Source organism: Thiemannella venezuelensis, from assembly GCF_014203605.1.
GTDB classification, from domain to species: domain Bacteria; phylum Actinomycetota; class Actinomycetes; order Streptosporangiales; family Streptosporangiaceae; genus Planomonospora_A; species Planomonospora_A venezuelensis.
This window is the reverse complement of the sequence record NZ_JACHJJ010000002.1, coordinates 229,728-254,747: the sequence shown is the minus strand read 5'-3', so window position 1 is coordinate 254,747 and position 25,020 is coordinate 229,728. Positions and strand designations below refer to the sequence as shown.

General features: G+C 73.6%; 24 protein-coding genes. 11 read left to right on the top strand and 13 right to left on the bottom strand.

Annotated elements, in window-relative coordinates:
* Positions 1-9: 9 nt before the first annotated feature.
* The 5 genes from FHS22_RS04710 (at position 10) to FHS22_RS04690 (ending at position 6,556) form a co-directional block, all read left to right on the top strand.
* Positions 10-1,551 carry a glycoside hydrolase family 13 protein gene (locus FHS22_RS04710; RefSeq protein WP_184938754.1) on the top strand — a complete coding sequence of 514 codons (1,542 nt, stop codon included), beginning with the start codon at positions 10-12 and terminating at the stop codon, positions 1,549-1,551.
* A gap of 264 nt (positions 1,552-1,815) precedes the next feature.
* Positions 1,816-2,703, top strand: coding sequence for a TolB family protein (locus FHS22_RS04705; RefSeq protein WP_184938752.1), 888 nt, complete (start codon positions 1,816-1,818; stop codon positions 2,701-2,703).
* 56 nt (positions 2,704-2,759) lie between these two features.
* Positions 2,760-4,544: an NAD+ synthase gene (locus FHS22_RS04700; RefSeq protein WP_184938750.1), complete on the top strand. Its 1,785-nt coding sequence runs from the start codon at positions 2,760-2,762 to the stop codon at positions 4,542-4,544.
* 137 nt (positions 4,545-4,681) lie between these two features.
* Positions 4,682-5,305: a Uma2 family endonuclease gene (locus tag FHS22_RS04695; protein ID WP_184938748.1), complete on the top strand. Its 624-nt coding sequence runs from the start codon at positions 4,682-4,684 to the stop codon at positions 5,303-5,305.
* Between the two features lie 135 nt (positions 5,306-5,440).
* Positions 5,441-6,556 (top strand): MerR family transcriptional regulator, encoded by a 1,116-nt coding sequence (locus FHS22_RS04690; protein ID WP_221473210.1) that lies wholly within the window; start codon positions 5,441-5,443, stop codon positions 6,554-6,556.
* Between the two features lie 63 nt (positions 6,557-6,619).
* Here the strand turns inward: FHS22_RS04690 and FHS22_RS04685 are convergent, their stop codons facing one another.
* The 7 genes from FHS22_RS04685 to FHS22_RS04655 all read right to left on the bottom strand — a co-directional run bounded on the left by FHS22_RS04685 (position 6,620) and on the right by FHS22_RS04655 (position 14,722).
* Entirely contained in the window at positions 6,620-7,195 is a 576-nt protein-coding gene (locus FHS22_RS04685) for a TetR/AcrR family transcriptional regulator (protein WP_184939067.1), read from the bottom strand.
* A complete protein-coding gene (locus FHS22_RS04680; RefSeq protein ID WP_184938747.1) occupies positions 7,195-8,601 on the bottom strand; it encodes a hypothetical protein in 1,407 nt (468 codons plus the stop codon). Before FHS22_RS04680 ends, FHS22_RS04685 begins: the two co-directional genes overlap by 1 nt.
* Entirely contained in the window at positions 8,598-9,005 is a 408-nt protein-coding gene (locus FHS22_RS04675) for a cupredoxin domain-containing protein (protein WP_184938745.1), read from the bottom strand. The genes FHS22_RS04680 and FHS22_RS04675 overlap by 4 nt, the downstream gene beginning before the upstream one ends.
* Positions 9,002-11,011, bottom strand: a complete 2,010-nt coding sequence (locus FHS22_RS04670) for a right-handed parallel beta-helix repeat-containing protein (protein ID WP_184938744.1) — start codon at positions 11,009-11,011, stop codon at positions 9,002-9,004. The genes FHS22_RS04675 and FHS22_RS04670 overlap by 4 nt, the downstream gene beginning before the upstream one ends.
* Before the next feature lie 186 nt (positions 11,012-11,197).
* Positions 11,198-11,815: a TetR/AcrR family transcriptional regulator gene (locus tag FHS22_RS04665; protein WP_184938742.1), complete on the bottom strand. Its 618-nt coding sequence runs from the start codon at positions 11,813-11,815 to the stop codon at positions 11,198-11,200.
* A gap of 7 nt (positions 11,816-11,822) precedes the next feature.
* Positions 11,823-13,385, bottom strand: a complete 1,563-nt coding sequence (locus FHS22_RS04660) for an MFS transporter (protein WP_184938740.1) — start codon at positions 13,383-13,385, stop codon at positions 11,823-11,825.
* Between the two features lie 140 nt (positions 13,386-13,525).
* Positions 13,526-14,722, bottom strand: a complete 1,197-nt coding sequence (locus FHS22_RS04655) for an MFS transporter (RefSeq protein WP_184938738.1) — start codon at positions 14,720-14,722, stop codon at positions 13,526-13,528.
* Between the two features lie 159 nt (positions 14,723-14,881).
* Here FHS22_RS04655 and panB point away from each other — a divergent pair, with 159 nt between their 5' ends.
* On the top strand, positions 14,882-15,727 hold the full coding sequence (gene panB / locus FHS22_RS04650; protein WP_184938736.1) for a 3-methyl-2-oxobutanoate hydroxymethyltransferase: 846 nt from the start codon (positions 14,882-14,884) through the stop codon (positions 15,725-15,727).
* A gap of 48 nt (positions 15,728-15,775) precedes the next feature.
* Here panB and FHS22_RS04645 read toward each other — a convergent pair whose 3' ends face one another.
* Together FHS22_RS04645 and FHS22_RS04640 are read right to left on the bottom strand one after the other, a co-directional pair.
* Complete coding sequence (locus tag FHS22_RS04645; RefSeq protein ID WP_184938734.1) at positions 15,776-16,702, bottom strand: threonine/serine dehydratase; 927 nt, start codon at positions 16,700-16,702, stop codon at positions 15,776-15,778.
* A 146-nt stretch (positions 16,703-16,848) separates the two neighbouring features.
* On the bottom strand, positions 16,849-18,021 hold the full coding sequence (locus FHS22_RS04640) for a trans-sulfuration enzyme family protein (protein WP_184938733.1): 1,173 nt from the start codon (positions 18,019-18,021) through the stop codon (positions 16,849-16,851).
* A gap of 62 nt (positions 18,022-18,083) precedes the next feature.
* On the opposite strand from FHS22_RS04640, the gene FHS22_RS04635 reads away from it, so the two are divergent.
* Positions 18,084-19,607: an aminotransferase-like domain-containing protein gene (locus FHS22_RS04635; RefSeq protein ID WP_184938732.1), complete on the top strand. Its 1,524-nt coding sequence runs from the start codon at positions 18,084-18,086 to the stop codon at positions 19,605-19,607.
* A 104-nt stretch (positions 19,608-19,711) separates the two neighbouring features.
* Here FHS22_RS04635 and npdG read toward each other — a convergent pair whose 3' ends face one another.
* Positions 19,712-20,386, bottom strand: coding sequence for an NADPH-dependent F420 reductase (gene npdG / locus FHS22_RS04630; RefSeq protein ID WP_184938731.1), 675 nt, complete (start codon positions 20,384-20,386; stop codon positions 19,712-19,714).
* A gap of 163 nt (positions 20,387-20,549) precedes the next feature.
* On the opposite strand from npdG, the gene FHS22_RS04625 reads away from it, so the two are divergent.
* Positions 20,550-21,128 (top strand): hypothetical protein, encoded by a 579-nt coding sequence (locus FHS22_RS04625; protein WP_184938730.1) that lies wholly within the window; start codon positions 20,550-20,552, stop codon positions 21,126-21,128.
* A gap of 71 nt (positions 21,129-21,199) precedes the next feature.
* Here the strand turns inward: FHS22_RS04625 and FHS22_RS04620 are convergent, their stop codons facing one another.
* Positions 21,200-22,240, bottom strand: coding sequence for a LysR family transcriptional regulator (locus FHS22_RS04620; protein ID WP_184938728.1), 1,041 nt, complete (start codon positions 22,238-22,240; stop codon positions 21,200-21,202).
* A gap of 104 nt (positions 22,241-22,344) precedes the next feature.
* Here FHS22_RS04620 and FHS22_RS04615 point away from each other — a divergent pair, with 104 nt between their 5' ends.
* Positions 22,345-22,614, top strand: a complete 270-nt coding sequence (locus FHS22_RS04615) for a CBU_0592 family membrane protein (RefSeq protein ID WP_184938726.1) — start codon at positions 22,345-22,347, stop codon at positions 22,612-22,614.
* Positions 22,611-23,270, top strand: a complete 660-nt coding sequence (locus FHS22_RS04610; protein WP_184938725.1) for a cyclase family protein — start codon at positions 22,611-22,613, stop codon at positions 23,268-23,270. The genes FHS22_RS04615 and FHS22_RS04610 overlap by 4 nt, the downstream gene beginning before the upstream one ends.
* Positions 23,271-23,438: 168 nt before the next feature.
* Here FHS22_RS04610 and FHS22_RS04605 read toward each other — a convergent pair whose 3' ends face one another.
* Positions 23,439-23,618, bottom strand: a complete 180-nt coding sequence (locus FHS22_RS04605; protein ID WP_184938723.1) for a hypothetical protein — start codon at positions 23,616-23,618, stop codon at positions 23,439-23,441.
* A gap of 45 nt (positions 23,619-23,663) precedes the next feature.
* Between FHS22_RS04605 and map the strand changes: the two genes are divergently transcribed.
* Positions 23,664-24,512, top strand: a complete 849-nt coding sequence (gene map / locus FHS22_RS04600) for a type I methionyl aminopeptidase (protein ID WP_184938721.1) — start codon at positions 23,664-23,666, stop codon at positions 24,510-24,512.
* Between the two features lie 43 nt (positions 24,513-24,555).
* On the opposite strand, the gene FHS22_RS04595 is transcribed toward map, so the two are convergent.
* Positions 24,556-24,969: a sensor histidine kinase gene (locus tag FHS22_RS04595; protein ID WP_184938719.1), complete on the bottom strand. Its 414-nt coding sequence runs from the start codon at positions 24,967-24,969 to the stop codon at positions 24,556-24,558.
* Positions 24,970-25,020 lie beyond the last annotated feature (51 nt).

Below are 25,020 nucleotides of genomic sequence, written 5' to 3'. Positions count from 1 at the left end.
GAGGAATCCATGTGGTGGCGTGACGCCGTCGTCTACCAGGTGTACCTGCGTTCGTTCGCCGACGCAGACGGCGACGGCGTCGGCGACCTGGACGGGCTGCGCACCCGGCTGGACTACCTGACCGCGCTGGGCGTCGACGGGATCTGGCTGAACCCCTGCTACCCCTCCCCCGGCGCCGACCACGGCTACGACGTGGCCGACTACACCGGCATCGACACCCGCTACGGCGGGCTGCCGGCCTTCGACCGGCTGCTGGCCGACGCCCACGCCCGCGGGCTGAAGGTCTTCATGGACCTGGTGCCCAACCACTGCTCGGTGGAGCACCCGTGGTTCCGGGCGGCGCTGGCCGGTGACCCGGCGGCCCGCGAGCGGTTCATCTTCCGGCCCGACCGGGACGGCGACCCGCCCAACAACTGGCTCTCGGTCTTCGGCGGCCCGGCGTGGACCCGGGTCGGCGACGCGTGGTACCTGCACAGCTTCGATCCCGCTCAGCCCGACTTCAACTGGCGCAACCCCGAGGTGGCCGCCTACTTCGAGGACGTGCTGCGCTTCTGGTTCGACCGGGGGGTGGACGGCTTCCGCATCGACGTGGTGCACATGCTGTTCAAGCACGCCGACCTGCCCGACTGGCCGCACCACCCCGAGTACAACATCCTGGCCCAGAACCAGCCGGAGGTGCACGAGGTGCTGCGCCGCTGGCGCAAGCTCGCCGACGCCCGCGAGCGCACGCTGGTGGGGGAGATCTGGGTGCCGACGGTGGGCGACCTGGCGCTGTACCTGCGCCCCGACGAACTGCAGCAGGCGTTCTACTTCGACCTGCTGGTCTGCCCCTGGGACGCCGCCCGCTTCCGCGACTCCATCGACCGGGGCCTGGAGCAGGTCGTCTCCACCGGAGCGGTGATCACCTGGACGCTGGCCAACCACGACGTGCACCGGGCGGTCAGCCGCTACGGCCTGGTCTCCCGCACCGGCGGCCCGGACACCCGGCCGCGCGGGACGGTCGACGTCGAGCTGGGCGTACGGCGGGCGCGGGCGGCGGCGATGCTGGTGCTGGCCCTGCCCGGCTCGGTCTACCTGTACCAGGGCGAGGAGGCCGGCCTGCCGGAGGTCATGGACCTGCCGGACGAGGCCCGCCAGGACCCCACCTGGTTCCGCTCGGGCAGGACCGAGCACGGCCGCGACGGCTGCCGGGTGCCGCTGCCGTGGACGGCGGCGGGTCCGTCGTTCGGCTTCTCCGCCTCGGCGGAGACGTGGCTGCCGCAGCCGGAGTGGTTCGGGGCGTTCGCGATCGAGGAGCAGATGTCCCGGCCGGAGTCGACCTGGAGCCTGCACCGCGACGCCCTGCGGATGCGCCCCGGCTTCGAGGGCCCGCTGGAGTGGCTGCCCACCGGCCGGGAGGACGTGCTCGCGTTCCGGCGCGGGGACATGGTCTGCGTGACCGTCTTCGGCGGCGAGCCGTACCCGGTGGAGCACGGCACGCCGGTGCTCGCCTCCGCCGAGGCGTCCGCCGGGGCGGTGGCTCCGGGGAGCACGGCCTGGTTCCGGAGATGACGGGGTTCCGGAGATGACGGGGTTCCGGAGATGACGGGGTTCCGGAGATGACGGGGTTCCGGGGACAGCGGGGTTCCGGGGACGACGGCCCGGCGGGTGCGGCCGCGACCTGGCGGACACGGCCGGGAAAGGCCTCCCCGGGCCGCGGCCGGGCCGGGGAGGGGCGATAGGTTACGGCGCAGTCTGCTCTCCGTGGCCGCGACGGGCCCCACCGGCTTCCCCGGGCTCCGATCGTCGCCGCCGCGTTTCCCCTAGGAGATCGTCGTGAAGTACCGGGCTCTCGCCCTCGGCGCCGCGCTCGCCGTGTCCGCCGCCGCCCCCGCCTCGGCCGAGGCCCCCGCGCGGCCCTCCGGAGCCGCCGTCTACTTCGCCTACGCGGCGAACGGCAAGGTCGAGGTGTCGGCCTACCGGGGCGGCTGGAGCCGCCAGTCGGTCGGCGGGGGAAGCTTCGCCGGCCAGTTCTCCGCCTCCCCGGACGGCCGGCGGATCGCGTGGATCGACGGCGGCTCCCGGCTGCACGTCAAGAGCGCCGCCGGCGACAAGGTGATCGCCCGGGGCGCGGCGTACGGCGGGCCCTGCATGACCCCGGTCTGGTCGCCCGACGGCAGGCGCGTCGCCTTCCCCCTGAAGGGCACCACCGAGGCGGCGACCGTCGCGGTGGTCGGCGCGGACGGCAAGGGCCTGAAGAAGCTCGGCAAGACCCTCGGCGTCTGCCACCTGGCCTGGTCCGGGGACGGCCGGACGCTGGCCGGTTACGCCGGGACCGCCGAGGGCGTCCACCTGCTGGACACCGTCACCGGCGCCTCCCGCCGCGTTCCCGGCATCAGGCTCGCCAACCACGTGGAGAGCCTGTCGGAGGACGGCGGCAGGGTCGTGGTGAACGTGATCGGCGCGAACGCGCCGGCCGGGGACGGCGGCTGGCCGCAGGCCTTCACTCCGGCGATCTACGACACCCGGACCGGCGCCCGGACCGCCGTCCCGGTCAAGGGCAGGCTGATCGGCGCCCGCTACCTGCCCGACGGCCGCCTGGTGGTCCGGGTCAAGGGCACGACCCGCAACACCCTGGTGTACATCGGGCCCGACGGGCGCCGGCAGCAGGTGACCGAGCCCGCCGCGGCCAGGAACCTCGGCCTGCTCCACGTCCTGGGCTGAGCGGCCCCGAGCCACCCTCTTCCCGTCCCCCCGCATGACGGGAATAAGGTGAGATCGTGGCTCAACTCCGAATCGCCCTGGCCCAGACCAACCCCGCGGTCGGCGACCTGGCGGCCAACGCCGGCAAGCTCGTCGAGTGGACCCGGCGCGCCGCCGACCGCGGCGCGCACCTGGCCGTCTTCACCGAGATGTTCCTCACCGGCTACCCGGTCGAGGACCTCGTGCTGCGGACCTCGTTCGTGGAGGCGTCGATCTCGGCGGTCGAGTCGGCGGCCCGCCGCCTGGCCGAGGAGGGGCTCGGCGAGATCCCGGTCGTCGTCGGGTACGTCGACCGGGCCGGGCTCGCCCCCCGGGTCGGGCAGCCCAAGGGCGCCCCGCTCGACGCGGCGGCGCTGCTCCACCGGGGCCGGGTGGTCGTCAAGACCGCCAAGCACCACCTTCCGAACTACGGCGTCTTCGACGAGTACCGCTACTTCGTCCGCGGCGACCGGCTCCCGGTCTTCCGGCTGCACGGGGTGGACGTGGCGATCGCGGTCTGCGAGGACCTGTGGCAGGACGGCGGGCCGGTCGCGGTGGCGGCCGAGGCCGGAGCCGGGCTGCTGGTGGTGCCGAACGCCTCGCCGTACGAGCGGGAGAAGGACGACGTGCGCCTGGCGCTCGTCTCCCGGCGGGCCCGGGAGGCGGGCTGCACCCTCGCCTACGCCAACCAGGTGGGCGGCCAGGACGAGCTGGTCTTCGACGGCGACTCGATCGTCGTCTCCGCCTCGGGCGAGCTGGTCGCGCGGGCCGCGCAGTTCACCGAGGAGCTGCTGGTGGCGGACCTGGAGCTGCCCGAGGCGACCTACGGCGGGCTGGGCGCGTTCGAGGTGGACGCCGGGGACGGCACCGTGATCACGGTGGAGCGGGTGGAGCTCTCGGCCCGGCCGCTGGAGCCGTACGAGCCGGAGCCCCCGACGGTCGCCGCGCACCTCGACGACACCGCCGAGGTCTACTCCGCCCTGGTCCTGGCGGTCCGCGACTACGTCGCCAAGAACGGCTTCCGGTCCGTGATCCTCGGGCTGTCCGGCGGCATCGACTCGGCGCTGACCGCCACCATCGCCTCCGACGCGATCGGCCCCGACCGGGTCCACGCGGTGCTGATGCCCTCGATCTACTCCTCCGAGCACTCGCTGGGCGACGCGCAGGAGCTGGTGGACCGGCAGGGGATCAACGCCCAGATCGTGCCGATCGCCGACATCGTGGCCGCCTTCGAGAAGGACGTCCACCTGACCGGCCTGGCGGCGGAGAACCTCCAGGCCCGGGTGCGCGGCATGATCCTGATGGGCCTGTCCAACCAGCACGGCCACCTGGTGCTGACCACCGGCAACAAGAGCGAGCTGGCCACCGGCTACTCGACGCTCTACGGCGACTCGGCGGGCGGCTTCGCGCCCATCAAGGACGTCCTGAAGACCCTGGTCTGGAAGCTGGCCCGCTGGCGCAACGCCCAGGCGGGCACGTCCGGCGCGTTCCTGCACGGTTTCGCGGTCCCGCCGATCCCGGAGAACTCCATCGAGAAGGAGCCCAGCGCGGAGCTCCGCCCCGACCAGCGCGACACCGACTCCCTGCCGGAGTACGACGTGCTGGACCGGCTCCTGGACGACTACGTCGAAAAGGACATGGGCTCGGCCGAGCTGACCGCCGCCGGCCACGACCCCGCGCTGGTCGCCCGGGTGATCCGCCTGGTCGACCTGGCCGAGTACAAGCGCCGCCAGTATCCTCCGGGCCCCAAGATCACCCCCAAGAACTTCGGCCGCGACCGCCGCCTGCCCATCACCAACCGCTGGCGCGAGACCGCCCCCTGACACCTCTCCGTATCCGGTCGGTCAACGGATCGTAACCGCGGTAATCTCCCCTTCACGGTTCGCGATGCGGCGTCTCCTCCCCTGGCAGGGCGGGGTGGGGGGGTGCCAGACTGGGCTGCATGCAAGGCGAGGAGCCGATGAGCGCACTTCCCGACGAGGAGTGGCCGGAGGCGCGGGAGTCCCACCGCTCGCTGGTCCTTCTCCCTTCGCAGCACGGGCCCTACACCGTCGAGGACTGGCTGGCGCTTCCCGAGACCGAGGAGCGCATCGAGCTCATCGACGGGAGTTTCGTCGTGAGTCCTGCCCCCGCCTCCGGCCACGCGCTCTGCGCGAAGCGGCTGGTGCGCATCCTCGACGACGCCGCCCCGGACGACGTCGAGGTGGTGGAGGCGGCGAACGTCCGGGTCCGCGAGGAGGGGTTCATCCCGGACGTCGTGGTCGGGTGGGCGGAGCCCATCATCGCCAACGAGGTCGTGCTGGACTCCGGCGACGTCCTCATGGCCGTCGAGATCGTCAGTCCCAGCAACCGCAAGCGCGACTACCTCGTCAAGCCCGCGTCCTACGCCGCGGCCGGGGTCCCGGTGTTCATGCGGGTGGAGCTGCACGGCGAGGGCGTGATGCCCCTGGTGGAGGTGTTCGCCGCCGAGGAGGGCGAGTCCGTCAAGATCGCCGCCGCGCGGGCCGGGGAGCTGCTCTCCCTCGTCGAGCCGTACGAGATCGTCTTCGACCCCGCCGTCCTCGTCGGCCCCCGCCGCCGCTGACGGCCGGAGGTCACCGGGCAGGAGGGACGCCGTTCCGATACGGCGGGCTCACCTGCACCTTGGCCGCGAGCTCAAGCCTTGCCGCCGTGAGTGAGTCTTGACCCTCACGTGGCGTCAGGCGGCATAGTCGGTTCCGTGGAGGATCACTGGACCGTGGGGCACGTGGCCGGGCTGGCCGGCGTGAGCGTCCGCACGCTGCATCACTATGACGGGATCGGACTCGTCCGGCCGTCGGCGCGGACGGCGGCCGGGTACCGGGCCTATTCGGCGGGCGACGTGGAGCGGCTGCGGGAGGTGCTGGCCTACCGGCGGTTGGGCTTCGGGCTGCGGGAGGTCGCGGAACTGGTCGGCGACCCGTCCACCGACGCGGTCGCGCACCTGCGCCGGCTGCGCGGCCTGCTGCTGGAGCGGCGTGATCGCGCTGACGCCATGGTGGCGGCCATCGACAGGGAGCTTGCGGCACGGGCGAAGGGACTGGAAGTGACGCCGGAGGAGCAACTGGAGATGCTCGGCGCACGGCTGTACGACGCGATCGGCGGCGCTTACACCGCGACACGGCGTACCGAGCCGCGGATCGCCGCGCAGATCTGGGACGCGCTCGGGGACGCGCGGACGGTGCTGAACGTCGGGGCCGGCACCGGCTCCTACGAGCCTGCCGATCGCGACGTGACCGCGGTGGAGCCGTCGGCGGTCATGCGGGGGCAGCGGCCTGCCGGCTCGGCGCCGTGCGTGGCCGCCGCCGCGGAGAGCCTGCCGTTCGAGGACCGCTCCTTCGACGTCGCGATGGCCGTCTCCACCGTTCACCACTGGGGGGACCCGATGGCGGGGCTGCGCGAGATGCGGCGCGTGGCCCACCGCGTGGTGGTGCTCACGTTCGACACCGACGAACCCGGATGGCGGGACCGCTTCTGGCTCACCCGCGACTACCTGCCCGAGTTCGCCACCGTCCTCGCGGAATTTCCCTCGCTCGCCGGGATGGCCGACGCGATCGGCGCCCGCGCCGAGCCGGTGCCCATCCCGTGGGACTGCGCCGACGGCCTGTTCGAGGCGTACTGGCGCCGACCGGCGGCGTATCTGGAGGATCACGTGCGCCGTGCGATGTCGGTGTGGACGAGGGTCGGGCCGGAGGCCGAGCAGCGGGCGGTACGGAGCCTCGGCGACGACCTCGGCTCCGGCCGGTGGGCCGAGCGCAACAGCGGTCTCGCCGGCCTCGACGCGGCAGATCTCGGCCTCCGCCTGCTCGTGGCCTGAGCCGGAAGGCATCCGGGAAGGCGGTCGCGCTGCCGCCCCGTCACCGGCGGCCGGGCCCCGCACTCAGTGGGGCAGGGCACGGCCGAGGTAGGCGCGGAGGAGTTCCTTGGTCTCGGTGACGTAGTAGGGGTCGCCCTCCGGTGACTCGCGGAAGGCGAGTTTGAGGAGGGCGTCGGCGGCCTCGACGGCGACCAGGAGCGGGCGGGTCAGGGCGTCGGCGTCGACCGGGGCGATGCGCTGGGCGAGGTGGGCGGCCAGGGACTCGGCGACCACGCGGTTGCCGTGGAAGTCCACGACCGCGAAGCCGGGGACCGTGCGCTTCATCTCGACGTACTCGTCGACGACCAGGTCGACGATGGCCTGCCAGTGCGTCGCGCCGTCCAGCCGCCGGTCGATCCCGGCGAGGAAGCTCTCCAGGTTGCGCCGGGCCAGGGCGTCGGCCAGGCCGCGCTTGTCGCGGAAGAAGTGGTAGATCGAGCCGATCGGCACCTCGGCGCGGACCGCCACGGCGCGGGTGCTCAGTGCGTCGTAGCCGCCCTCGTCGAGCAGGGCGGCGGCCGCGTCGAGCATCTGGTTCACCCGTTCCACGCTGCGCTGCTGGACCGGGCTTCGTCGTACGGAGGATCCCACGGCCTCCATCATGCCGCGAACAGGAGGGTGAGCCCGCCGACGGTGTAGCAGATCATCAGGACCAGCAGCGGGATCTGCCCGGCGACCGCCCTCGCCGGGGCGAAGAGCCGGACGGAGCGGTCGTGGGCGGCGACGACGCCCGCGACGTGGCCGCCCACGATGGCCAGGACCTGGACGGAGGCGATCACGCCGGGGCCGACGGCCTCGGCGTCCACGGTCCGGTCCAGGCCGAGGGAGAGGATCGCCGCCTGCTGCCCCTCGATGACGAGGAGGGAGAAGTAGTGCGCGACCAGGTAGCCGACCGCGATCGGGACCAGCGAGTGGGCGAACCTCGGGGCCGTCCCGGTCCCGGCCGGTACGGCGGGCGCCCCGGCGGGTACGGCTCCCCCGGCCGTCCCCGCCGCTCTGATCGTCCCCGCCGCTCCGCTTGCTCCGGCCGCTCCTGCCGCGCCCGCCGTACGGGCGCCCCCGATCAGCCCTGCCGCGCCGGCGCACGCTCCGAACAGCAGCGCCACCAGGAGGATCGCGGCGAGCAGGCCGAGGGTGCCGGTGGCGGTACGGCCCAGCGGCCCGGTCTGCAGGGTCTCCACCCACCACGGGGAGCCGGAGAAGCCGTCGTAGCCGGTCGAGCCGAGCAGCACGCACACGGTGGCGACCAGGCCGCGGGCGGGGCGCAGGGCGTCGAGCCCGTCGAAGGGGTTGCGCAGCACGAGCCTGCCGTCGTCCCTGCGGCCCAGCGGGGCCAGCCTGCCGATCAGGGCGGAGTAGACCTCGAAGGCGTCGGCCCGGTCGAACCAGACCGGGCCGTAGACGAAGGCCCCCGTCACATGCGCCGCGCCGTACAGGGCGAAGAAGACCAGCAGGGTGGTCGTCGAGGCCGGTTCCGGGGAGACCAGCTCCATCCAGGTGAAGGCGGCCAGGCCGAGCGCGGCCGGCCAGTAGCCGAAGGGGGCGGGGCCGCGGGCCCCGGGGTCGTCGCGGGTGCCGCCGCTGCGGCCGCCGCCCCGGCCGCTCACGAGCAGATGGATCGTGCGCAGCGGGTTGAGCAGCTTCCAGACCGGGCCGAACAGCAGCGACGCCGGGACGAGCCCGACCCAGAGGACCACGTAGACCAGGTGGGCGGCCGGGTTCCGCTCCGGGTCGTCGGGGCCCAGGACCATCCACGCAGCGGTGAAGGCGGTCCCGGCCAGGCCGAGGATCCGCAGGGTCCAGCGGGTCCGCGGACCCTCGGGGAGCCGCACCGGCCGCCCCGCCGCGCCGCCCCTGAACCGGGAGTCCGCCCAGAGCAGGGCGAGCCCCAGGAACGAGGCGAACAGCGCCGCGAAGGCCCCGGCGAAGGCGTAGAACAGCGGGATCGGCAGGTCGTGCCGGTCCCCCACGCCGTGCGCGAGGACTTCCGCCGCCGGGAGGGTCATCGTACGGCGAGCTGGGTCAGGACCAGCCCGGAGTCGTGGGTCTCGACCTCGAACAGGCCGGTGCGGTCGGCGATGAAGTCGACGGTGGCCGGCGTCCCCGGTTCCAGGGCGCGGGTCAGGTCGAAGCCGTGCACGTGGAGCTCGTCGGCGGTGTCGGAGGTGACGACCAGGCGGACCGCGTGCCCCTTGACGACCTCGACGCGGCCGGGGGCGGGGGTGGCCCTCCCCCCGGTGATCGTGATCTCGATCGTCGGGCCCTTGGGAGCGCCGTAGGTGTCGTAGGCCGGAGGCGCGGTGGCCACGCCGTGGTCGGTGCCGGGGGCGTGGTGGCCGGTGGAGACGTTGCACGCGGCCAGCAGCAGGCAGGCGCCCGCCAGCGCCGACGCCCTGAGCGAGGGCCTCACGCGTGCGCCTCCTGCGCAACCCCGGCGGGAGCCGTACGGCGGGGCCGCGGGGCGAGCAGGACGACCGCCCAGAGCGTCCAGACGCCGGTGAGCAGGCCGCGGATCCAGCCGGGGCCGACCGGGAGCAGCGGGATCATCATGACCGCCTTGTCGAACGCGTCGGCCAGGGCGAGGACGCCGAGGACGACCGTGAACCAGCCGAACACCCTGCGCCCGGCGAGCCCCGCGAGCCGCCCGGCCCCGATCCACCACGCGCCCATCAGCGCCAGGGCGGCGGCGGGCAGCACGGTGTACTCGTAGGCCGCCCCGAAGACGTCCAGGACCAGGCCCGCCAGTCCGGTGAGCGTGACCGCCAGCCCGGCGCGCGAGGGGAGCCTGCGGCGCCGGAGCAGGACCGCCACCAGCCCGAGCACCAGGGACGTGGCCAGGGCGAGCTGGACCTCGACGCGGGCCAGGCCGGTCGAGCCGTACCAGTCGCAGCCAGCCGGGAGCCGCCGGTCCCTGATGCTGTAGTCGTTGCACAGGTAGTTCTTGGCGATCTTCACCGGCTCGCTGAGGACCCGGGACGGTCCGGCCGAGCCGCAGGCGGGCAGCGCCCAGGGGGTGGAGGGGCCGATGTCGCGCTGCCAGCAGTTGCCGGTGCCCTGGCCGTCCCAGGAGACGCCCGCGCCGTTGGGGCGGGCCTCCCCGGTGGGAGAGACCCCGAGCCGGTTGCCCTCGTAGAGGTTGTGGTGGGAGGTGTCGAACTGCTTGTCCCACGCCTCCTCCCCCCGGATGAAGGCGGGTACGGCCAGCAGGTTGAAGGCGGCCTTGTCGTGGCCCCAGATCCAGTTGTCCCGGAAGACGTTCCAGTTGCCGCCCGCGGTGATGATCCCGGTGCCCGGGGGCATTCCGATCTGCGGGCAGACGACGCCCCGCTCGTAGCCGCGCTCGGCCGGGGGCTTGGCGCAGGTGCCGTCGGCGACGTGCCGGTAGTAGTCCTGGTTGTTGTCGTAGATCTTGTTCCGCTCGAACTTCGCGTGGTTCTGCGGCAGGCCCGGGTGCCCGGCGAAGGCGCTGTCCATCGAGGCGCCGCCCATGTTCTCGTAGAACTCGTTGTCGTGGGCGTAGACCGAGTCGCCCGCCGTACCGGAGTAGCCGACCATGTTGTGGTGGCTCTTGCAGCGCCGGATCTCGATCGAGTAGCGCGGCACGTCGTGGCCGCGGCCGTCGTTGATGTCGGAGGCGCTGCCCGGGTAGATGCCGGAGTCGCCGTTGCCGTAGGACTCGCAGTCGGTGTAGAGGCCGTGGTCGCTGGCGAAGGTGAGGAAGCCGTACTCGTCGTTCCACCGGGTGAGCATGCCGTCGATGACGAACCCGTCGGTGGCCAGGATGTACAGCGAGTTGAACGTGGTCCGCTGGGCGGTGAAGTTGCGGAAGTAGATCCCGTCGGTCATGTCGGCGCGGATGGCGTTCAGCTTCTTGTACTGCGCGTCGATGATCACATCCAGCGGGCCCGCGCCGGTGCCCTCGATCTGCAGGTCCTCGACGCCGAGGACGGCGACCAGGTTCTGGTTGTGCGGGCACTGCTTCTGCTGCTCGAAGGAGAGGATCTGGTAGCCCCAGTCCGACCAGCGGGCGTCCAGGTTCGCGCACTTCCCCGCGGGTTCGGGCTGGCTGGGCTCCTCCAGGTAGACGCCGGGCAGGATGGCGATGTTCATCCCCGCCCGGTCGACCCGGTCGACGGCCTCCTGCAGGTGCCGGTATCCCTTCTCCCGGCAGCGCTCGAACAGCTCCAGGTTGCGCCGTCTCAGGTCGGCGGGGAAGCCGGCGATCCGCTTCTCGAAGTCCGCCCGGTCGGTCTTGCAGACGAGCAGGTCGGGTTCGGAGGTACGGCGCTGCGGGACGCTGCCCGTGCCGTCGGGGAAGGTGACCGGGCGCTCCTCGTGGGCGAGGGCGGCGGTGGCGGGCAGCAGGAGGCCGAGGGTCAGCGCGACGGCGGTCGCGGCCCTGCGCAACGGACGCATGCCCGCGAGAGTAGAACAATGTTCATGTTTTTCCTAGAGGGGTTTTCCCCCGCGGCGCCTCGGGTCCGGCCGGACGGGATCCCCGGCGGATCCCCGGCGGGGAAAGCCGCAGGGCGCGGTCCGGAGACCGCGCCCTGCGCGCCCGCGCCCGCGGAGGAATGCCGCCCGCGCCGGTCCCGGGACGGATCAGCGGTCGGAGAGACCGGCCAGGATGTGGTCGGCGAGGCGTTCGGCGAGGGTCCCGGAGTCCGCCCCGGCCTCACCGGGTCCCGCCGACTTGACGTACCACATCACGGTGCCGACCACCATCGCCGTCGCGATCGCGACGTCGAGGTCGGCCCGGAGCTCGCCGGTCTCGACACCCCGCTGGAGCATCGCCCGCAGCGCCTCCTGGCGCGGCTGGAGCGTCGCCTGGCGGACGCGCTCCACCAGGCGGGGGTGCCGGTCGTTCTCGTTCATCGCGATGTTCATCACGCACCGGCCGCGCACGTCGCCGGCCTCCCGGCGCATGACCTCCATGCAGGTGATCAGGTCTTCGCGGACCGACCGGCCCGCCAGCGGGGGCAGCGGGGACTTGAGCACGGCGAGGGCGTCGACGACCAGGTCCTCCTTGTTGGACCAGCGCCGGTAGATCGTGGTCTTGCCCACACCCGCCCGGGCGGCGATCGCCTCGATCGAGAGGTCGGAGATGCTCGCGCTCTCGCTGATCAGGTCGAGGGTCGCCTCGATGATCGCCTTCTCCGCCTTCTCGCTGCGGGGCCGGCCCGCGGGGCGCGCCGGCCGTGTCTCGTCCCTGGTCGTCATAGCGTGCCTACACTACCGCCGGTTCCTTCTCCGGCCCCCGCTCCGCGGCCGCGACCGCGGGAGCGTGCTTGCCGGGCAGCCAGCGCATGACCATCAGGGCTCCGGCGAGGGCGATGCCCGCCGCGACCAGGGCGGTGACGTGCATGCCGTCGAGGAAGGCCCGCATGGCGGGCTCGACCAGCGCGGTACCGCGCTCGCCGAGCCTCTCGGCGAGGGCCGTGGTGGCGGGCAGGGATTCGGCCGCCGTGTGCCGCAGCTCCTCCGGCAGGCCGGCCAGGGCCGGGGTGATCCCGTCGCGGTAGTTCGCCGAGAGCAGCGAGCCGAGCAGGGCCACGCCGAGCGCGCCGGCCACCTGGCGGACGGTGTTGCTCATGGCCGAGCCGACGCCCGCCTTCTCACGGGGCAGCGCCTCCATGATCGCGGTGGTGGCGGGCGGCATGAGGTTGGCCATCGCCGCGCCCTGGACGAAGAAGACGATCTCGAACACCAGGATCGGGGTGTCGCGGTCCATCAGCGCGTAGGCGGCGAGGGCGGCGGCCACGACGACCATGCTCACCGTGGCGGTCAGCCTGGCGCCGAAGCGGGCGGTCACCTGCTGGCTGAGGGGGGCGAAGACGAGCTGCGCCACGGCGAACGGGATCATCAGCGCCCCGGCCTGCAGCGGGGTGAAGCCCAGCACGATCTGCAGGTAGAAGACCAGGAAGAACATCGCGCCCATCATCGCGAAGAACACGATCCCGATCAGGCCGATCGCGGTGGAGAAGCGGGGGTCGCGGAAGTAGGTGACGTCGAAGGCCGGGTGGTCGATGCGGCGCTCGTACCAGACGAAGGCGGCCAGCACGGCCAGGCCCAGGATCACCGGGGCGAGCACCTCGACGCTGGCGACCGTGGCCAGCTCTCCGCCGCGGATGATGCCGTAGGTGAGGGCGACCAGGCCCACGATGGACAGGATCACGCCGACCGGGTCGAGCTTGGACGGCCTGGGGTCGCGCGACTCGGGCACGACCAGGCCGATGAGCACCATGCTGACCGCCACGATCGGCAGGTTGACCAGGAAGACCGACCCCCACCAGAAGTGCTCCAGGAGCAGGCCCCCGGTGATGGGGCCGATCGCCACGGCCAGGCCGACGCCGCCGGCCCAGACGCCGATCGCCTTGCCGCGCTCCTGCGGCGGGAAGACGTTGGAGATGATCGCCAGGGTGGCCGGCATGATCGCGGCGCCGCCGATCCCCATGAACGCCCGGGCCACGATCAGCTGGGCCGGATCCTGGGCGTAGGCGCTGGCCAGCGAGGCCAGGCCGAACAGGACCATGCCGATCATCAGCATGCGCTTGCGCCCGGTCCGGTCTCCGATCACCCCGAAGGTGAACAGCAGCCCGGCGAAGACGAGCGTGTAGGAGTTGATCGCCCACTCCAGCTGCCCCTGGGTCGCGCCCAGCCCTTCCCGGGGGTCGGCGATCGTCTTCAGCGCGACGTTGAGGATGGTGTTGTCGAGGACGACCGCCAGGAGGCTGAAGACCAGCACTCCCAGGATCTGCCACCGCCGCGGGTGGCCGAGCCGCTCATTCATGGGAACCCCGTTTTTCGATACGACAAAGTTTCGCAACGCAAGCGTATCGCTATCTGTTTCGATACGCAACGGTGCCGTTTCGTATTAATCGGGCGTTCACCGGCCGCCCGCCCGGTCCGGGGACCCGGCCCCGTACGGCCTCAGACCGCGACCGGCTCGGACTTCCCGACCGGGGAGGCGGCCCTGCGCCAGAACGGCAGGGCGATCAGTACCATCACCACGCCCACCAGCCCCGCGACGGCGAACGCCCAGCCGGGGCCGGGGCCGTCGATGACCGCCCCTGCGATCGGCGCGGAGGCCGCGCCACCGATCAGGAGCGCCGTGCCGTGCAGCCCCATGGCCTCGCCCCGCGCTCCGGCGGGGACCCGGCGGCTCAGGGCCTCGACCGTGGAGGAGAGACCGGGGGCGCACAGCACCCCGGCGGGGACCAGCGCCAGCACCAGCCACCACCAGTCGCCGTCGATCAGCCCGACGGGGATGGTGAGCAGGCCCATCGCCCCGATCAGGACCAGCGGCGAGAGCCCGCGCGGCAGCCCGCCGTACACGAAGCCGCCGATCAGCGAGTAGACGCACCAGATGCCGATGGCCAGGCCGGTCCATGCCGTGTCGCCCGCGTTCTTCATCACCGCGACCAGCGAGAGCTCGGTGGCGGTCAGCACGAAGGTGGCCGCCGCGGCGGTGCCGAGCAGGGTGACCAGGCCCGGGGTGAGCCACTGGCGCCGGGGGACCTTCTCCCCGGCCGTCTCCATCTCCTCGGCGGAGCGGGTGGGCGGGTTCAGCAGGATGAGCGCCGACCCGGAGCCGACCAGGCCGGCCGCGAGGAAGCCCATCGTCCACGCGCTGCCGAGCGTCGTCATGCCGGCCACGCCGAGTGCGGGCCCCGTCATGTAGGACACCTCGACCAGCATCGAGTCGAGGGAGAAGCCGGTCCGGCGCTGCTCCACCGGGAGCAGCGCGGCCAGGCACTGGCGGATCACGCTGAACACCGGGAGGGCCAGCAGGCCCGCCGCCGCGGAGCAGACGAGGAGGACCGGGAACGGCATCGCCCACGCCGTCGCCCAGAAGACCGCCTGGGCGGCGGTGGTCGCCAGCAGCACGGGGCGCAGGCCGTACCGGTCGACGAACCGCCCGGACAGCGGCGACCCGACGGCCGTGCCGACCGTGGCGGCCAGCACGATCAGACCCACCTGCGTGAAACCCAGGTCCAGGGTCTCCGCCACGTGCAGCGTGAGCGTCATGTTCACGGCGGTGGACGGGACCCTCGCGAGCAGGCCGACCAGGAGCAGCGTCCGCACGCCCGGCAGTGCCAGCAACCGACGGTAAGGTTCGATGGCCATTTTCGTTGCTTACCTCCCCCCGCATTGTGGCGTACGGCACCGACCGCTCCGCCACCGGATTACCTCGGGAGCGGGGGGTGTTTAACCAAGCGAACGCATGTCATCATCGGAAACGTCCGGGGACGCCACAGGGGCGCCTCGAGACTCTGGAGGGTTCCCATGTCCTCTTCCGTCACCGGTCGGCCGACCGCTCTCTACGGCGGCCAGGCAGGGCGAAGGATCACCGTACGCGACATCGCCGCCGCCAAGGAGCGGGGCGAGAGGTGGCCGATGGTCACCGCGTACGACGCGATGACCGCCAGGGTCTTCGACGAGGCCGGCATCCCGGTCCTGCTCGTCGGCGACTCGGCGGCCATGGTGGTCTACGGATACGACTCGACGCTGCCGGTCTCCGTCGACGACCTCATGCCGCTGACCGCGGCCGTGGTGCGGGGCTCCTCCCGCGCTCTGGTCGTGGCCGACCTGCCCTTCGGCTCCTACCAGGCCTCTCCCCAGCAGGCCCTGGAGACGGCCGTGCGGTTCATGAAGGAGGCGGGCGCCCACGCGGTCAAGCTGGAGGGCGGGCGCCGGGTGCTCCCGCAGGTCGAGGCCCTCGTCTCGGCCGGCATCCCGGTCATGGCCCACCTCGGCCTGACCCCGCAGTCGGTCAACGCCTTCGGCGGCTACCGGGTGCAGGGCCGCGGCCAGTCCGGTGACGAGCTGATGGCCGACGCCAAGGACCTGGAGGCGGCCGGCGCCTTCTCCGTCGTCCTGGAGTGCGTCCCGGCCGACCTCGCCGAGCGGGTCACGACCTCCCTGTCGATTCCCACGATCGGCATCGGCGCGGGCCCGTCGACCGACGCCCAGGTCCTCGTCTGGCAGGACCTCATGGGCCTCACCGAGCGCCCGGCCAAGTTCGTCAAGAAGTACTCCAACCTGGCCGAGGAGATGGACCGGGCGGTGCGCGCCTTCGCCGACGAGGTGTCCGGCGGGGCCTTCCCCGCCCCCGAGCACAGCTACCACTGACCTCTCGCGCGGCGGGCCGCCGGACCCCGGTCCGGCGGCCCGCCGCCCTCAGCCGGCCCGCTTCCCCAGGGTGGCCGGGTCGGTGTTGGCCCCGCAGACGATGACGGCCACCCGCTCCCCCGGGGCCGGGACGTAGGCGCCGGAGTGCAGGGCGGCGAAGGCCGCGGCCCCGGCGGGCTCGGCCGCGAGGCGGCAGGAGCGCCAGAGCTCCTGCCGGGCCTCGATGATCGCCTCGTCGGGCACGAGCAGGCTCCCCACCCCCGCGGCGCTGGTCACCTCGTAGGCGATCCGGCCGATCCGGCTGGCGCCCAGGGCGTCCGCGCCCACCCCGCTCACCTCCACCTGGACCGGGCCTCCGGCGGCCAGCGCCCGGTTCAGGGTGGGGATCAGCTCCGGCTCCACGGCCACCACCCGCGCCCGGCCCGCGACGGCGGCGGTGATCCCGGCGACCAGCCCGCCGCCGCCGACCGCGACCAGGACCGTGTCCACTCCCCCGGTCTGCTCCAGCACCTCCAGCCCCACCGTGCCCTGCCCGGCGACCACGTCGGGGTGGTCGTAGGCGTGGACCTCCAGCGCGCCGGTCGCCGCGGCCCGCTTGGCCGACGCCTCGTACGCCTCGGCGTAGATCTCGCCGGTCTGGGTCACCTCCGCGCCCAGCGCCCGCAGCCCGGCGACCTTCACCGGGCTCGACACCGTGGGCACGAAGATCTCCGCCCGGACGCCGAGCGCCCGCGCGGCATAGGCCACCGCCAGGCCGTGGTTGCCGCCGCTGGCGGCGATCAGGCCGGCCTCGGGCAGCGCCCCGGCCTCCCGCGCGGCCAGCGCGCGGTTGAACCCGCCCCGGACCTTGAACGACCCGGAGTGCTGCGCCGTCTCCAGCTTCAGGAACAGCCCCGGCGACATCTCCAGCACCGGAGTACGGCGGGCGTGCCCGGCGATCCGCTCGGCCGCCCGCTCGACATCCCCGACCCTCACGTACGTCCCCTCTCGCGCAGATGATCCGGAGACCCATGAAACCGCACCGGCACGCGCGCCGGACGACCGGTGCCGCCGGGAACGCCCCGGCGCGTGCCGTCCCGGGCCGGGCCGGGCCGGGCCGGGATCCGGGGACCGGCCGGGCGTCAGGCGAGCGCCTGGGCGAAGTCCGCCCAGAGGTCCTCGACGTGCTCGATGCCGACCGCCACCCGGACGGTCCCCTCCTCGATCCCGTGCCGGACGAGCTCCTCGGCGGTCAGCGACTTGTGGGAGGTGGTCGACGGCTGCATGATCAGCGTCTCCACGCCGCCGAGCGAGGGGGCCAGCAGCGCCAGCCGTACCGAGCTCATGAACCTCTCCCCGGCCGCGCGCCCGCCGACCAGGTCGAAGGAGAAGACCCCGCCGAAGTCCGGCAGCAGCTTGGCCGCCAGCGCGTACGAGGGGTGGGTGGGCAGGCCCGGCCAGTGCACGGCCGCCACCGCCGGGTGGGCGTCCAGGCGGACGGCCAGCTCGCGGGCGTTGGCGCAGTGGCGTTCCATGCGCAGCGGCAGCGTCTGGATGCCGCGCAGGGTGAGCCAGGCGGCGAACGGATCGGCGGTCGCGCCCAGGTGGGTGGAGAACTTCCACACCTTCCGGTAGAGCCCGTCGTCGGCGAAGACCGCGATGCCGCCGAGCACGTCGGCGTGGCCGCTGAGGTACTTGGTCGTGGAGTGGACCACGACGTCGGCGCCGTGCTCGATCGGGCGGCACAGGACCGGCGAGGCGAAGGTGTTGTCCACCACCGAGACGAGCCCGGCCTCGCGGGCCGCGGCGCACATCCCCGGCAGGTCGGCCACCTGCGTCACCGGGTTGGCGATCGTCTCCAGGTAGACCAGCTTCGTGGACGGCCGGACCGCCGCGCGCAGCGCCTCCGGGTCGTCCTCGGGGACGTAGGTCACCTCCATGCCGAACCGCGCCACCAGGTCGTTGATCACCGCAGCGGTGCCGCCGTAGAGGGCCTTCTGGGCGATCAGGTGGTCGCCGGGCTGGAGCAGGCCGAGGAACACGGCGTTGATCGCGCCCATGCCCGAGCCGGTGGCCACGGCGCCGGCGCCGCCCTCCAGCCCGGCCACGGCCTCCTCCAGGGCGCGGACCGTGGGGTTGGACAGGCGGCCGTAGACGAACGCCCCGTCGGGGCGGTTCATGCCGTCGGCGAAGACGGCCGGGTCGTCGAACACGAAGCCGGAGGTCTGGTAGAGCGGCACCGCGATCGGGCGGCTGCCGTTCAGCGGCGGCTGGGGCAGGTGGACGGTACGGGTCTCCGGGCGCAGTTCAGTCATATGTCAACGATGTCCGTTCAATGGCTTGTCCGTCAGAGCCAATCAGGCAAGATTGGCTCATCATGCGATCCAATTTAGACGAGCTCACCGCGCGGCTCGGCAGGTGGTCCTCCGGCAGGGGCCCGCTCTACCTGCTGCTGGCCGTACGGCTCCGCGCGCTGATCGACGACGGCGAGCTGCCACCCGGTAGCCCGCTCCCGCCCGAGCGCACCCTGGCCCGCAGGCTCGCGGTCGGCCGGGGCACCGTGGTCGCGGCCTACGACCAGCTCCAGCAGGAGGGCAAGGTGACCCGCAGGCAGGGCAGCGGCACCCGGGTCTCACCGGCCGCCGTGCCCGCCACCCGGGCGTCCGCGGGCATGGCGGTCAACCCCCTGCACCAGCATCTGCTGGGCCTGCCGGACGGCGTCGCCCTGCTGTCCTGCGTCGCCCCGGACGAGCCGCCGCCCGCCCTGATCGAGGCCTACGCGCAGGCCGCGGCGGAGCTGGCGGCCGTCCGCCACGACATCGGCTACCACCCGGCCGGGCACCCGGCGCTGCGCGAGGCGCTCGCCGCCTACTACCGGGCGCGCGGCGTCCCCACCTCCCCCGGGGAGATCCTCGTCACCAACGGCGCGCAGCAGGCGCTGACGCTGCTGGCCGCGGTGTTCCTCTCCCCCGGCGACACCGTGCTGACCGAGCCCGTCACCTATCCCGGCGCTCTGGAGACCTTCCGGGAGGCGGCCGCCCGGTTCCGCACGGCCGCCGTCATGCCGGAGTCCGGCCCTCAGGAACGCGGCACCGCGGAACACGGCCCTCAAGAAGCCCGCCCCGGAGAAGCCGGCGCGGCGGGGCCCGGTCCGGCCGGGTTCGGCGCGGCGCTGGCCGCCCGGCCCGCCCTCGCCTACCTGGTCCCGACCGGGCAGAACCCGACGGGCTCGGTCATGCCCTCCCTGGTCCGGCGCCGCCTGGCCGGGCTCGCCGCCGAGTACGACGTGCCGCTCATCGACGACGAGGTCCCGGCCGAGCTCTGCTTCTCCGGCGAGCCGCCGCCCCCGCTCTGCTCCTTCCACCCGGGCGAGCAGATCATCACGATCGGCTCGCTCAGCAAGATCGTCTGGGGCGGCCTGCGGGTCGGCTGGGTCCGCGCCGCCGAACCGGTGGTCTCCCGGCTCGCGCGGCTCCGGGCCGTGCACGACCTCGGCGGCGACGTGCTCTCCCAGTTCGCCGCCGCCCGCCTGCTGGCCCGTTCCGGCGAGCTGCGCCGCGAGCGCGCCGCGGTGCTGCGCCGCCGCCACGACCACCTCCTGGCCGAGCTGGCCCGCGCGCTGCCCTCCTGGAGCGTGGAGCCCGCGCTGGGCGGCCAGACCGTCTGGGTACGGCTCCCGCACGGCGACGCCGACGCCTTCGCCCAGGTGGCCCTCCGCCACCGGGTCGCGATCCCGCCGGGGCGGGCGTTCGACCCGCTCGGCGGGCACGGGGACTTCGTCCGGCTGCCGTTCCTGTTCCCCGAGGAGGAGCTGACCGACGCCGTGAACCGGCTCGCCGCCGCCTGGCACGACTACGACGGCAGCGGCTCCGCCCGCCCCCTGCCGGCCCTGATCCTCTAGCGTCCCGGCAGGGCTCATCGTGATCCGGAAGGCATCTCCACGGATCACGGCCCGGCTGCGCCCGTCCGCCGGGACGGGGCGCCCTCCCGTCGCGGGCGGCGCGGTCAGACGTCGGTGACGCGGAAGCCGGCGTGCGCCTTGTAGCGGCGGTTGATGGAGATCAGGTTGGCGGTGAGGGCCTCGACCTGGTGGGCGTTGCGCAGGCGGCCGCCGTACACGCCGCGGACTCCGGCGATCCGGTTCGCCAGCGCCTGGACGGTGTCGGTGGCCTCGCGGTCGTCGCCCAGCACGAGCACGTCCAGGTCGACCTCGTCGACCTCGGGGTCCAGCAGCAGCACGGCCGAGACGTGGTGGAAGGCGCCGACCACGCGGCTGCCGGTCAGGACGGCGGCGGCCTGCTGGGCCGCGCTGCCCTCCTCGACGGGCAGCGCGTAGGCGCCCTGCTTGTCGAAGCCGAGCGGGTTGACGCAGTCGACGACGATCTTCCCGTCGAGCTCGGCGCGGAGGGACTCCAGGGTGGCCCTGTGGCCGTCCCACGGCACCGCCACGACCACCACGTCGGCCTCGGCGGCCACGGCCGCGTTGCCGGCGCCCCGCACCGGCCCGGCCAGCCCGGACAGGCTCCCGGCCGCCTCCCGGGCCCGCTCCTCGTTGCGCGACCCGATCAGCACGGTGTGCCCCGCGATGGCGAACCGCCTGGCCAGCCCCTTGCCCTGGTCGCCGGTGCCGCCCAGGATGCCGACGGAGATCCCGCTCACGTCCGGAAGGTCAGTGCTCACTCATCGCTCCTCATCGCTCTCGCCCCGCTGTGTGCCGGGCCGCTCGCGCGGTCGCGCCCTCCCGGGGCTCTCCCCGGGCCCGCCGCCCGCACGCTCCAGCCCAGATCATGCCAGAGCTGGGTTCCGCAGACAGTCCCAGGGTCCCTGAGGCACGATTGCACCCATGGACGCTGGGTCGGTGGCATTTCTGCGCGAGGTCCTGGGATCGACCTCCTGGGTCGAGCGCACCCGCGAGCTGGGCCTCGCGCTGCGCGCGACCCGCTCCCCGGGCGGGCTGCTGGTGGTCGGCACCCCCGCGGAGGAGCCCTGGCACCTGGCCGCGCACCTGGGCGACGAGGCCCGGCTGTCCGGCCTGCCGCAGCTCGCCCCCACGCTGGTCCGCTGGGCCCCGGCCGCGGACGCCCCCGCCCACCTGCGGGTGGGGCTGGAGCGGATCGAACGGGCGCAGCGGGGCGAGACGCTGTTCGTGGTGGCGGAGGAGCGGGCGCCGGAGACCCTGCTGGAGCGGGTGAGCGACGCCCGCCGCACCGGGGCGACGATCCTCGCCCTGGACGGCGGCGACCCCGAGCTGGAGGACCTGGCCCACGACGCCCTGGCGGTCCCGGCCCGGGCCCCGCTCTCCTTCGACGGCGCCCAGCACCTGGTGAGCATGGCCGCGGGCGAGCCCTCCCGCCGCCCCGGCCTGCGCGACCGCCTCGCCCGCCTGCTGGAGCGCCTCAGCGGTCCCCGCCTCCCCGACTGACGCCGCCCGGGACCACCCGTCCCTGCCTTGCCCCGACCGGCCCCGCCCGCCCTTCCCTGTCCCGACCGGCCCTACTGCGGCCGGCCCTGCCCGGGGTCACCGGTCCCGCGCCCGGGCACCGGCTCCGCCCGCGTGCCGTCCGGCTCCGGTCCGGGCGCGGGAGAGGCGCGCCACCGCGGCGTCCAGTGCTCCCCGAGCCGGGCGGCGAGGCCGTCGGCGGCCTCGCGCAGGGCCGCGATGACCACGGCCTGCACCGGGTCGGGCTCCCCCGAGCGGGTACGGCTGACGCGGGTCACCGCGTCGATCCTGCGCGCGCCGACCCCGGGGATGCCGGTGACCACCGCCTCCCCCGCCGGGACCTCCAGCAGCGCCAGGGAGGGCACGATCGCCACGCCGTGGCCCGCGGCGACCAGCGCCAGGGTGGGCGGGAACTCCTCGATCACGTGGACCCGCCGCGGGGTGAAGCCGTGCAGCGCCGCCAGCCGCTCCAGTGCGCGGCCGCAGGCCTGGTCGGGGTGGCCGGCCACCCAGGGGACGCCGCCCAGCTCCGCCACGTCGTCCGGGACCTCGGCCCAGCCCGGCGGGGCCACGATCCGGTACTCGTCCACGTAGACCCGGTGGGAGTGCAGGGACGGCTGAGCGGGGCCCGGATCGTCCGCGTCGTGCTCGGTGACGACCAGGTCCACCCCGCCGAGCCGGAGTTCCCGCAGCGCGGGCGGGCCGTACAGCTCGACGATGCGGGGGGCGATCCGCGGATGCCGCTCGGCCAGGATGTCCAGGGCGGGCACCAGCAGATGGCGGATGACGGTCGGGAAGGCCGCCACGGACACCGGCCCGGACAGGCGCCCGGTGAAGCGGGTCAGCTCCCGCCGGGCCTCGGCGAGTTCCTCCTCGATCCGCTCCGCGTACCCGGCGAGCACCTGCCCGGCCGGGGTGAGGGAGGCCTTGCGCTGCGAGCGGTCGATGAGCGCCAGCCCGACCTCCCTCTCCAGCAGGGCGAGCTGCTGGGAGACCGCGGAGGCGGTCAGGTGCATGGCCTCCGCGGCGCGCACGACGCCGCCGCGGCGGGCGACCTCGTGCAGCACCCGCAGGCGGCGGGGGTCGATCTCCATGCAGCTCAGCTTACGCGGCAGGTAAGAAACCTTAACTTGCCCTTCAGATAACCCCCTGGGAATCATGGGACGCATGAGCACCTCTTCCCTCGGGGCGTGACCCCGTGCCCCTTCTCGTCAACCTGATCGGCTGGGCCGGAGCCGCGGCCATGCTGTACGGCTACGCCATGGTCTCGGCCTCCCGGATGGCCGGGGACGGCATGCCGTACCAGGCGATCAACCTCTTCGGCTCGATCGCCCTGCTGGTCAACACGGCCTACCACGCGGCCTGGCCCTCGGCCATCCTCAACGTCGTCTGGGCCGCGATCGGCGTGGCCGCCGTCGCCAGGATGCTCACGGCCCGGTCGAAGAAGAAGGCGGTGAGCGCCCCGTGAGGCGACTGGTCGAGCTGAGCCACCCGATCACCGAGGGCATGGTCACCTATCCGGGGATCCCCGGGCCCCGGCTCGGCGTGCACCTGAGCCGGGAGGGCTCGCGCGAGGTCTACGCGCCGGGCACCGAGTTCCACATCGGCAGCGTCGAGCTGGTCGCCAACACCGGCACCTACCTCGACACGCCGTACCACCGCTATCCCGACGGCCCCGACCTGTCCGGGGTGCCGCTGGAGGCGATCGCCGACCTGCCCGGCCTGGTGGTGCGGGCCGAGGGCCTGCGCTCGGTCGGCACCGGCCTGCTGGACGGCCTGGACGTGCGGGGCAGGGCCGTGCTCGTGCAGACCGGCTGGGACCGGCACTTCGGCACCGAGGCGTACTTCCGCGACCACCCCTACCTCGAACCCGAGGCGGCGCAGTGGCTCGCGGACCGGGGACCGGCGCTGGTCGGGATCGACAGCCTGAACATCGACGACACCCCGCCGCGCGGGCCCCGCCCCGCACACACGCTGCTGCTCGGGGCGGGCATCCCGATCGTGGAGCACCTGACCGGCCTGGCCGCGCTCCCCGACACCGGCTTCCGCTTCCACGCCGCCCCGCCGCTGCTGGCGGGACTGGGCACCTTCCCGGTGCGCGCCTACGCGGTCGTCGGCGGCTAGGGACCGTCCGCCTCCGGGCGGGGAACCCGGGAGACGGCCCCCGGACCCGTCCCCGCCGGGCGGGGAACCCGGGAGCCCTCGCCCTGGCCGGGGGCCCCGGGGGTTCTCGGGGAACCGCGGGGCCCTCCGCCCCGGGGCGCCGCCGGGACGGCGACGCTCCTGCGGACGTCAGTCTCCGTCCCAGTCCCGGTCGCCTTCCTTCCACCGCTTGTTGCGGTCGGCCGCGGTCCTCAGCGCGTCGGCCGCGGCCTCACTGGTCTCGTAGGGACCCATCCTGTCCTTGTTCGGGCAGCCCTTCTCCGGCTCGACCGCCATGTGCTTCAGGCAGAACCACCACTGATCACCCATGTGGACAATCCTGCCCGGTGGAAACCGCAACTAGACTTTGCAACCATGACGACAGTGCTCCAGCCCGGGCGGGTCTCGCCCATGCGCAAGGTCCCCGCCCACATCCAGCGGCCGGAGTACGTCGGGAAGAAAACCCCGAAGACCGGTGAGCCCGACGTCAAGACCCCCGAGATCATCGAGCGGATGCGGATCGCGGGCAGGCTCGCCGGGCAGGCGCTGCAGGAGGTCGGCAGGCACGTCGCGCCGGGCGTCACCACCGACGAGCTCGACCGGATCGGCCACGAGTTCCTCCTCGACCACGGCGCCTACCCCAGCACCCTCGGCTACCGCGGCTACCCCAAGTCCCTGTGCACCTCCATCAACGAGGTGATCTGCCACGGCATCCCGGACGACACCGTGCTGCGCGACGGCGACATCGTCAACGTCGACATCACCGCCTTCATCGGCGGCGTGCACGGCGACACCGACGCCACCTTCCTGGTGGGCGAGGTGGACGAGGAGTCCCGCCTGCTGGTCGAGCGCACCCGCGAGGCCACCGACCGGGCCATCAGGGCCGTCGCCCCCGGCCGCCAGCTCAACGTGGTCGGCCGGATCATCGAGGCCTACGCCAAGCGGTTCGGCTACGGCGTCGTGCGCGACTTCACCGGCCACGGCATCGGCACGACCTTCCACTCCGGCCTGATCGTCCCGCACTACGACGACCCGTCGCTGTCGGTCACCCTGGAGCCCGGCATGACGTTCACCATCGAACCCATGCTGACGCTCGGCACCATCGACTACGACATCTGGCCCGACGGCTGGACCGCGGTGACCAGGGACCGCAAGCGGACCGCCCAGTTCGAGCACACCGTCCTCGTCACCGACACCGGTCACGAGATCCTGACCCTCCCCTGAGCCTCCGGCCCCGGATCAGGGGCCTCCCCCGGCCCGGGGACGGCTAACCGCGTCTGCGGCGGGGCACCACCGCGGTCACGGTGGTGCCCTCGCCCGGGACCCCGTTGACGGTGAGCGTGCCGCCGACCCCCCTCAGGTGGTCCCGCATGGCGGTGACGCCCCGGCCCGTCGCCGGGCCGTCGAAGCCCTCGCCGTGGTCGCTCACCGTCATGCGCAGGCCGCCGGGGCCGAGGGTGACGGCGACCGAGACGAGGGCGGCCCCGCTGTGCCGCTCCACGTTGGACAGCGCCTCTCCCAGTGTGGCCAGGACGGCCCGCGCGATCCGCGGAGGGGCGTCATGGGTCGGTAGCGCCCAGGTCTCGACCGCGATCCCGGTGCGCTCCGACCAGTCGACGAGGTGTTCCTCGAGAGCCTGCGCGAGGCTCCGTCCCTCGCGCATGCGAAGTTCTTCGGACACTCCTCAACCTTCCTGGTGCACATGTGGCGGCCGGCCCCCCGGCCGAGCACA

Coding starts and splice junctions, on each gene's coding strand:
- FHS22_RS04620 (WP_184938728.1), bottom strand. CDS start 22,240: ATGGAGATCGACCCCCGCCGCCTGCGGGTGCTGCACGAGGTCGCCCGC.
- FHS22_RS04625 (WP_184938730.1), top strand. CDS start 20,550: ATGGACGCTGGGTCGGTGGCATTTCTGCGCGAGGTCCTGGGATCGACC.
- panB (WP_184938736.1), top strand. CDS start 14,882: ATGTCCTCTTCCGTCACCGGTCGGCCGACCGCTCTCTACGGCGGCCAG.
- FHS22_RS04685 (WP_184939067.1), bottom strand. CDS start 7,195: ATGGAGGCCGTGGGATCCTCCGTACGACGAAGCCCGGTCCAGCAGCGC.
- FHS22_RS04680 (WP_184938747.1), bottom strand. CDS start 8,601: ATGACCCTCCCGGCGGCGGAAGTCCTCGCGCACGGCGTGGGGGACCGG.
- FHS22_RS04635 (WP_184938732.1), top strand. CDS start 18,084: ATGCGATCCAATTTAGACGAGCTCACCGCGCGGCTCGGCAGGTGGTCC.
- FHS22_RS04660 (WP_184938740.1), bottom strand. CDS start 13,385: ATGAATGAGCGGCTCGGCCACCCGCGGCGGTGGCAGATCCTGGGAGTG.
- FHS22_RS04605 (WP_184938723.1), bottom strand. CDS start 23,618: ATGGGTGATCAGTGGTGGTTCTGCCTGAAGCACATGGCGGTCGAGCCG.
- FHS22_RS04670 (WP_184938744.1), bottom strand. CDS start 11,011: ATGCGTCCGTTGCGCAGGGCCGCGACCGCCGTCGCGCTGACCCTCGGC.
- FHS22_RS04655 (WP_184938738.1), bottom strand. CDS start 14,722: ATGGCCATCGAACCTTACCGTCGGTTGCTGGCACTGCCGGGCGTGCGG.
- FHS22_RS04640 (WP_184938733.1), bottom strand. CDS start 18,021: ATGACTGAACTGCGCCCGGAGACCCGTACCGTCCACCTGCCCCAGCCG.
- FHS22_RS04665 (WP_184938742.1), bottom strand. CDS start 11,815: ATGACGACCAGGGACGAGACACGGCCGGCGCGCCCCGCGGGCCGGCCC.
- FHS22_RS04695 (WP_184938748.1), top strand. CDS start 4,682: ATGAGCGCACTTCCCGACGAGGAGTGGCCGGAGGCGCGGGAGTCCCAC.
- FHS22_RS04710 (WP_184938754.1), top strand. CDS start 10: ATGTGGTGGCGTGACGCCGTCGTCTACCAGGTGTACCTGCGTTCGTTC.
- map (WP_184938721.1), top strand. CDS start 23,664: ATGACGACAGTGCTCCAGCCCGGGCGGGTCTCGCCCATGCGCAAGGTC.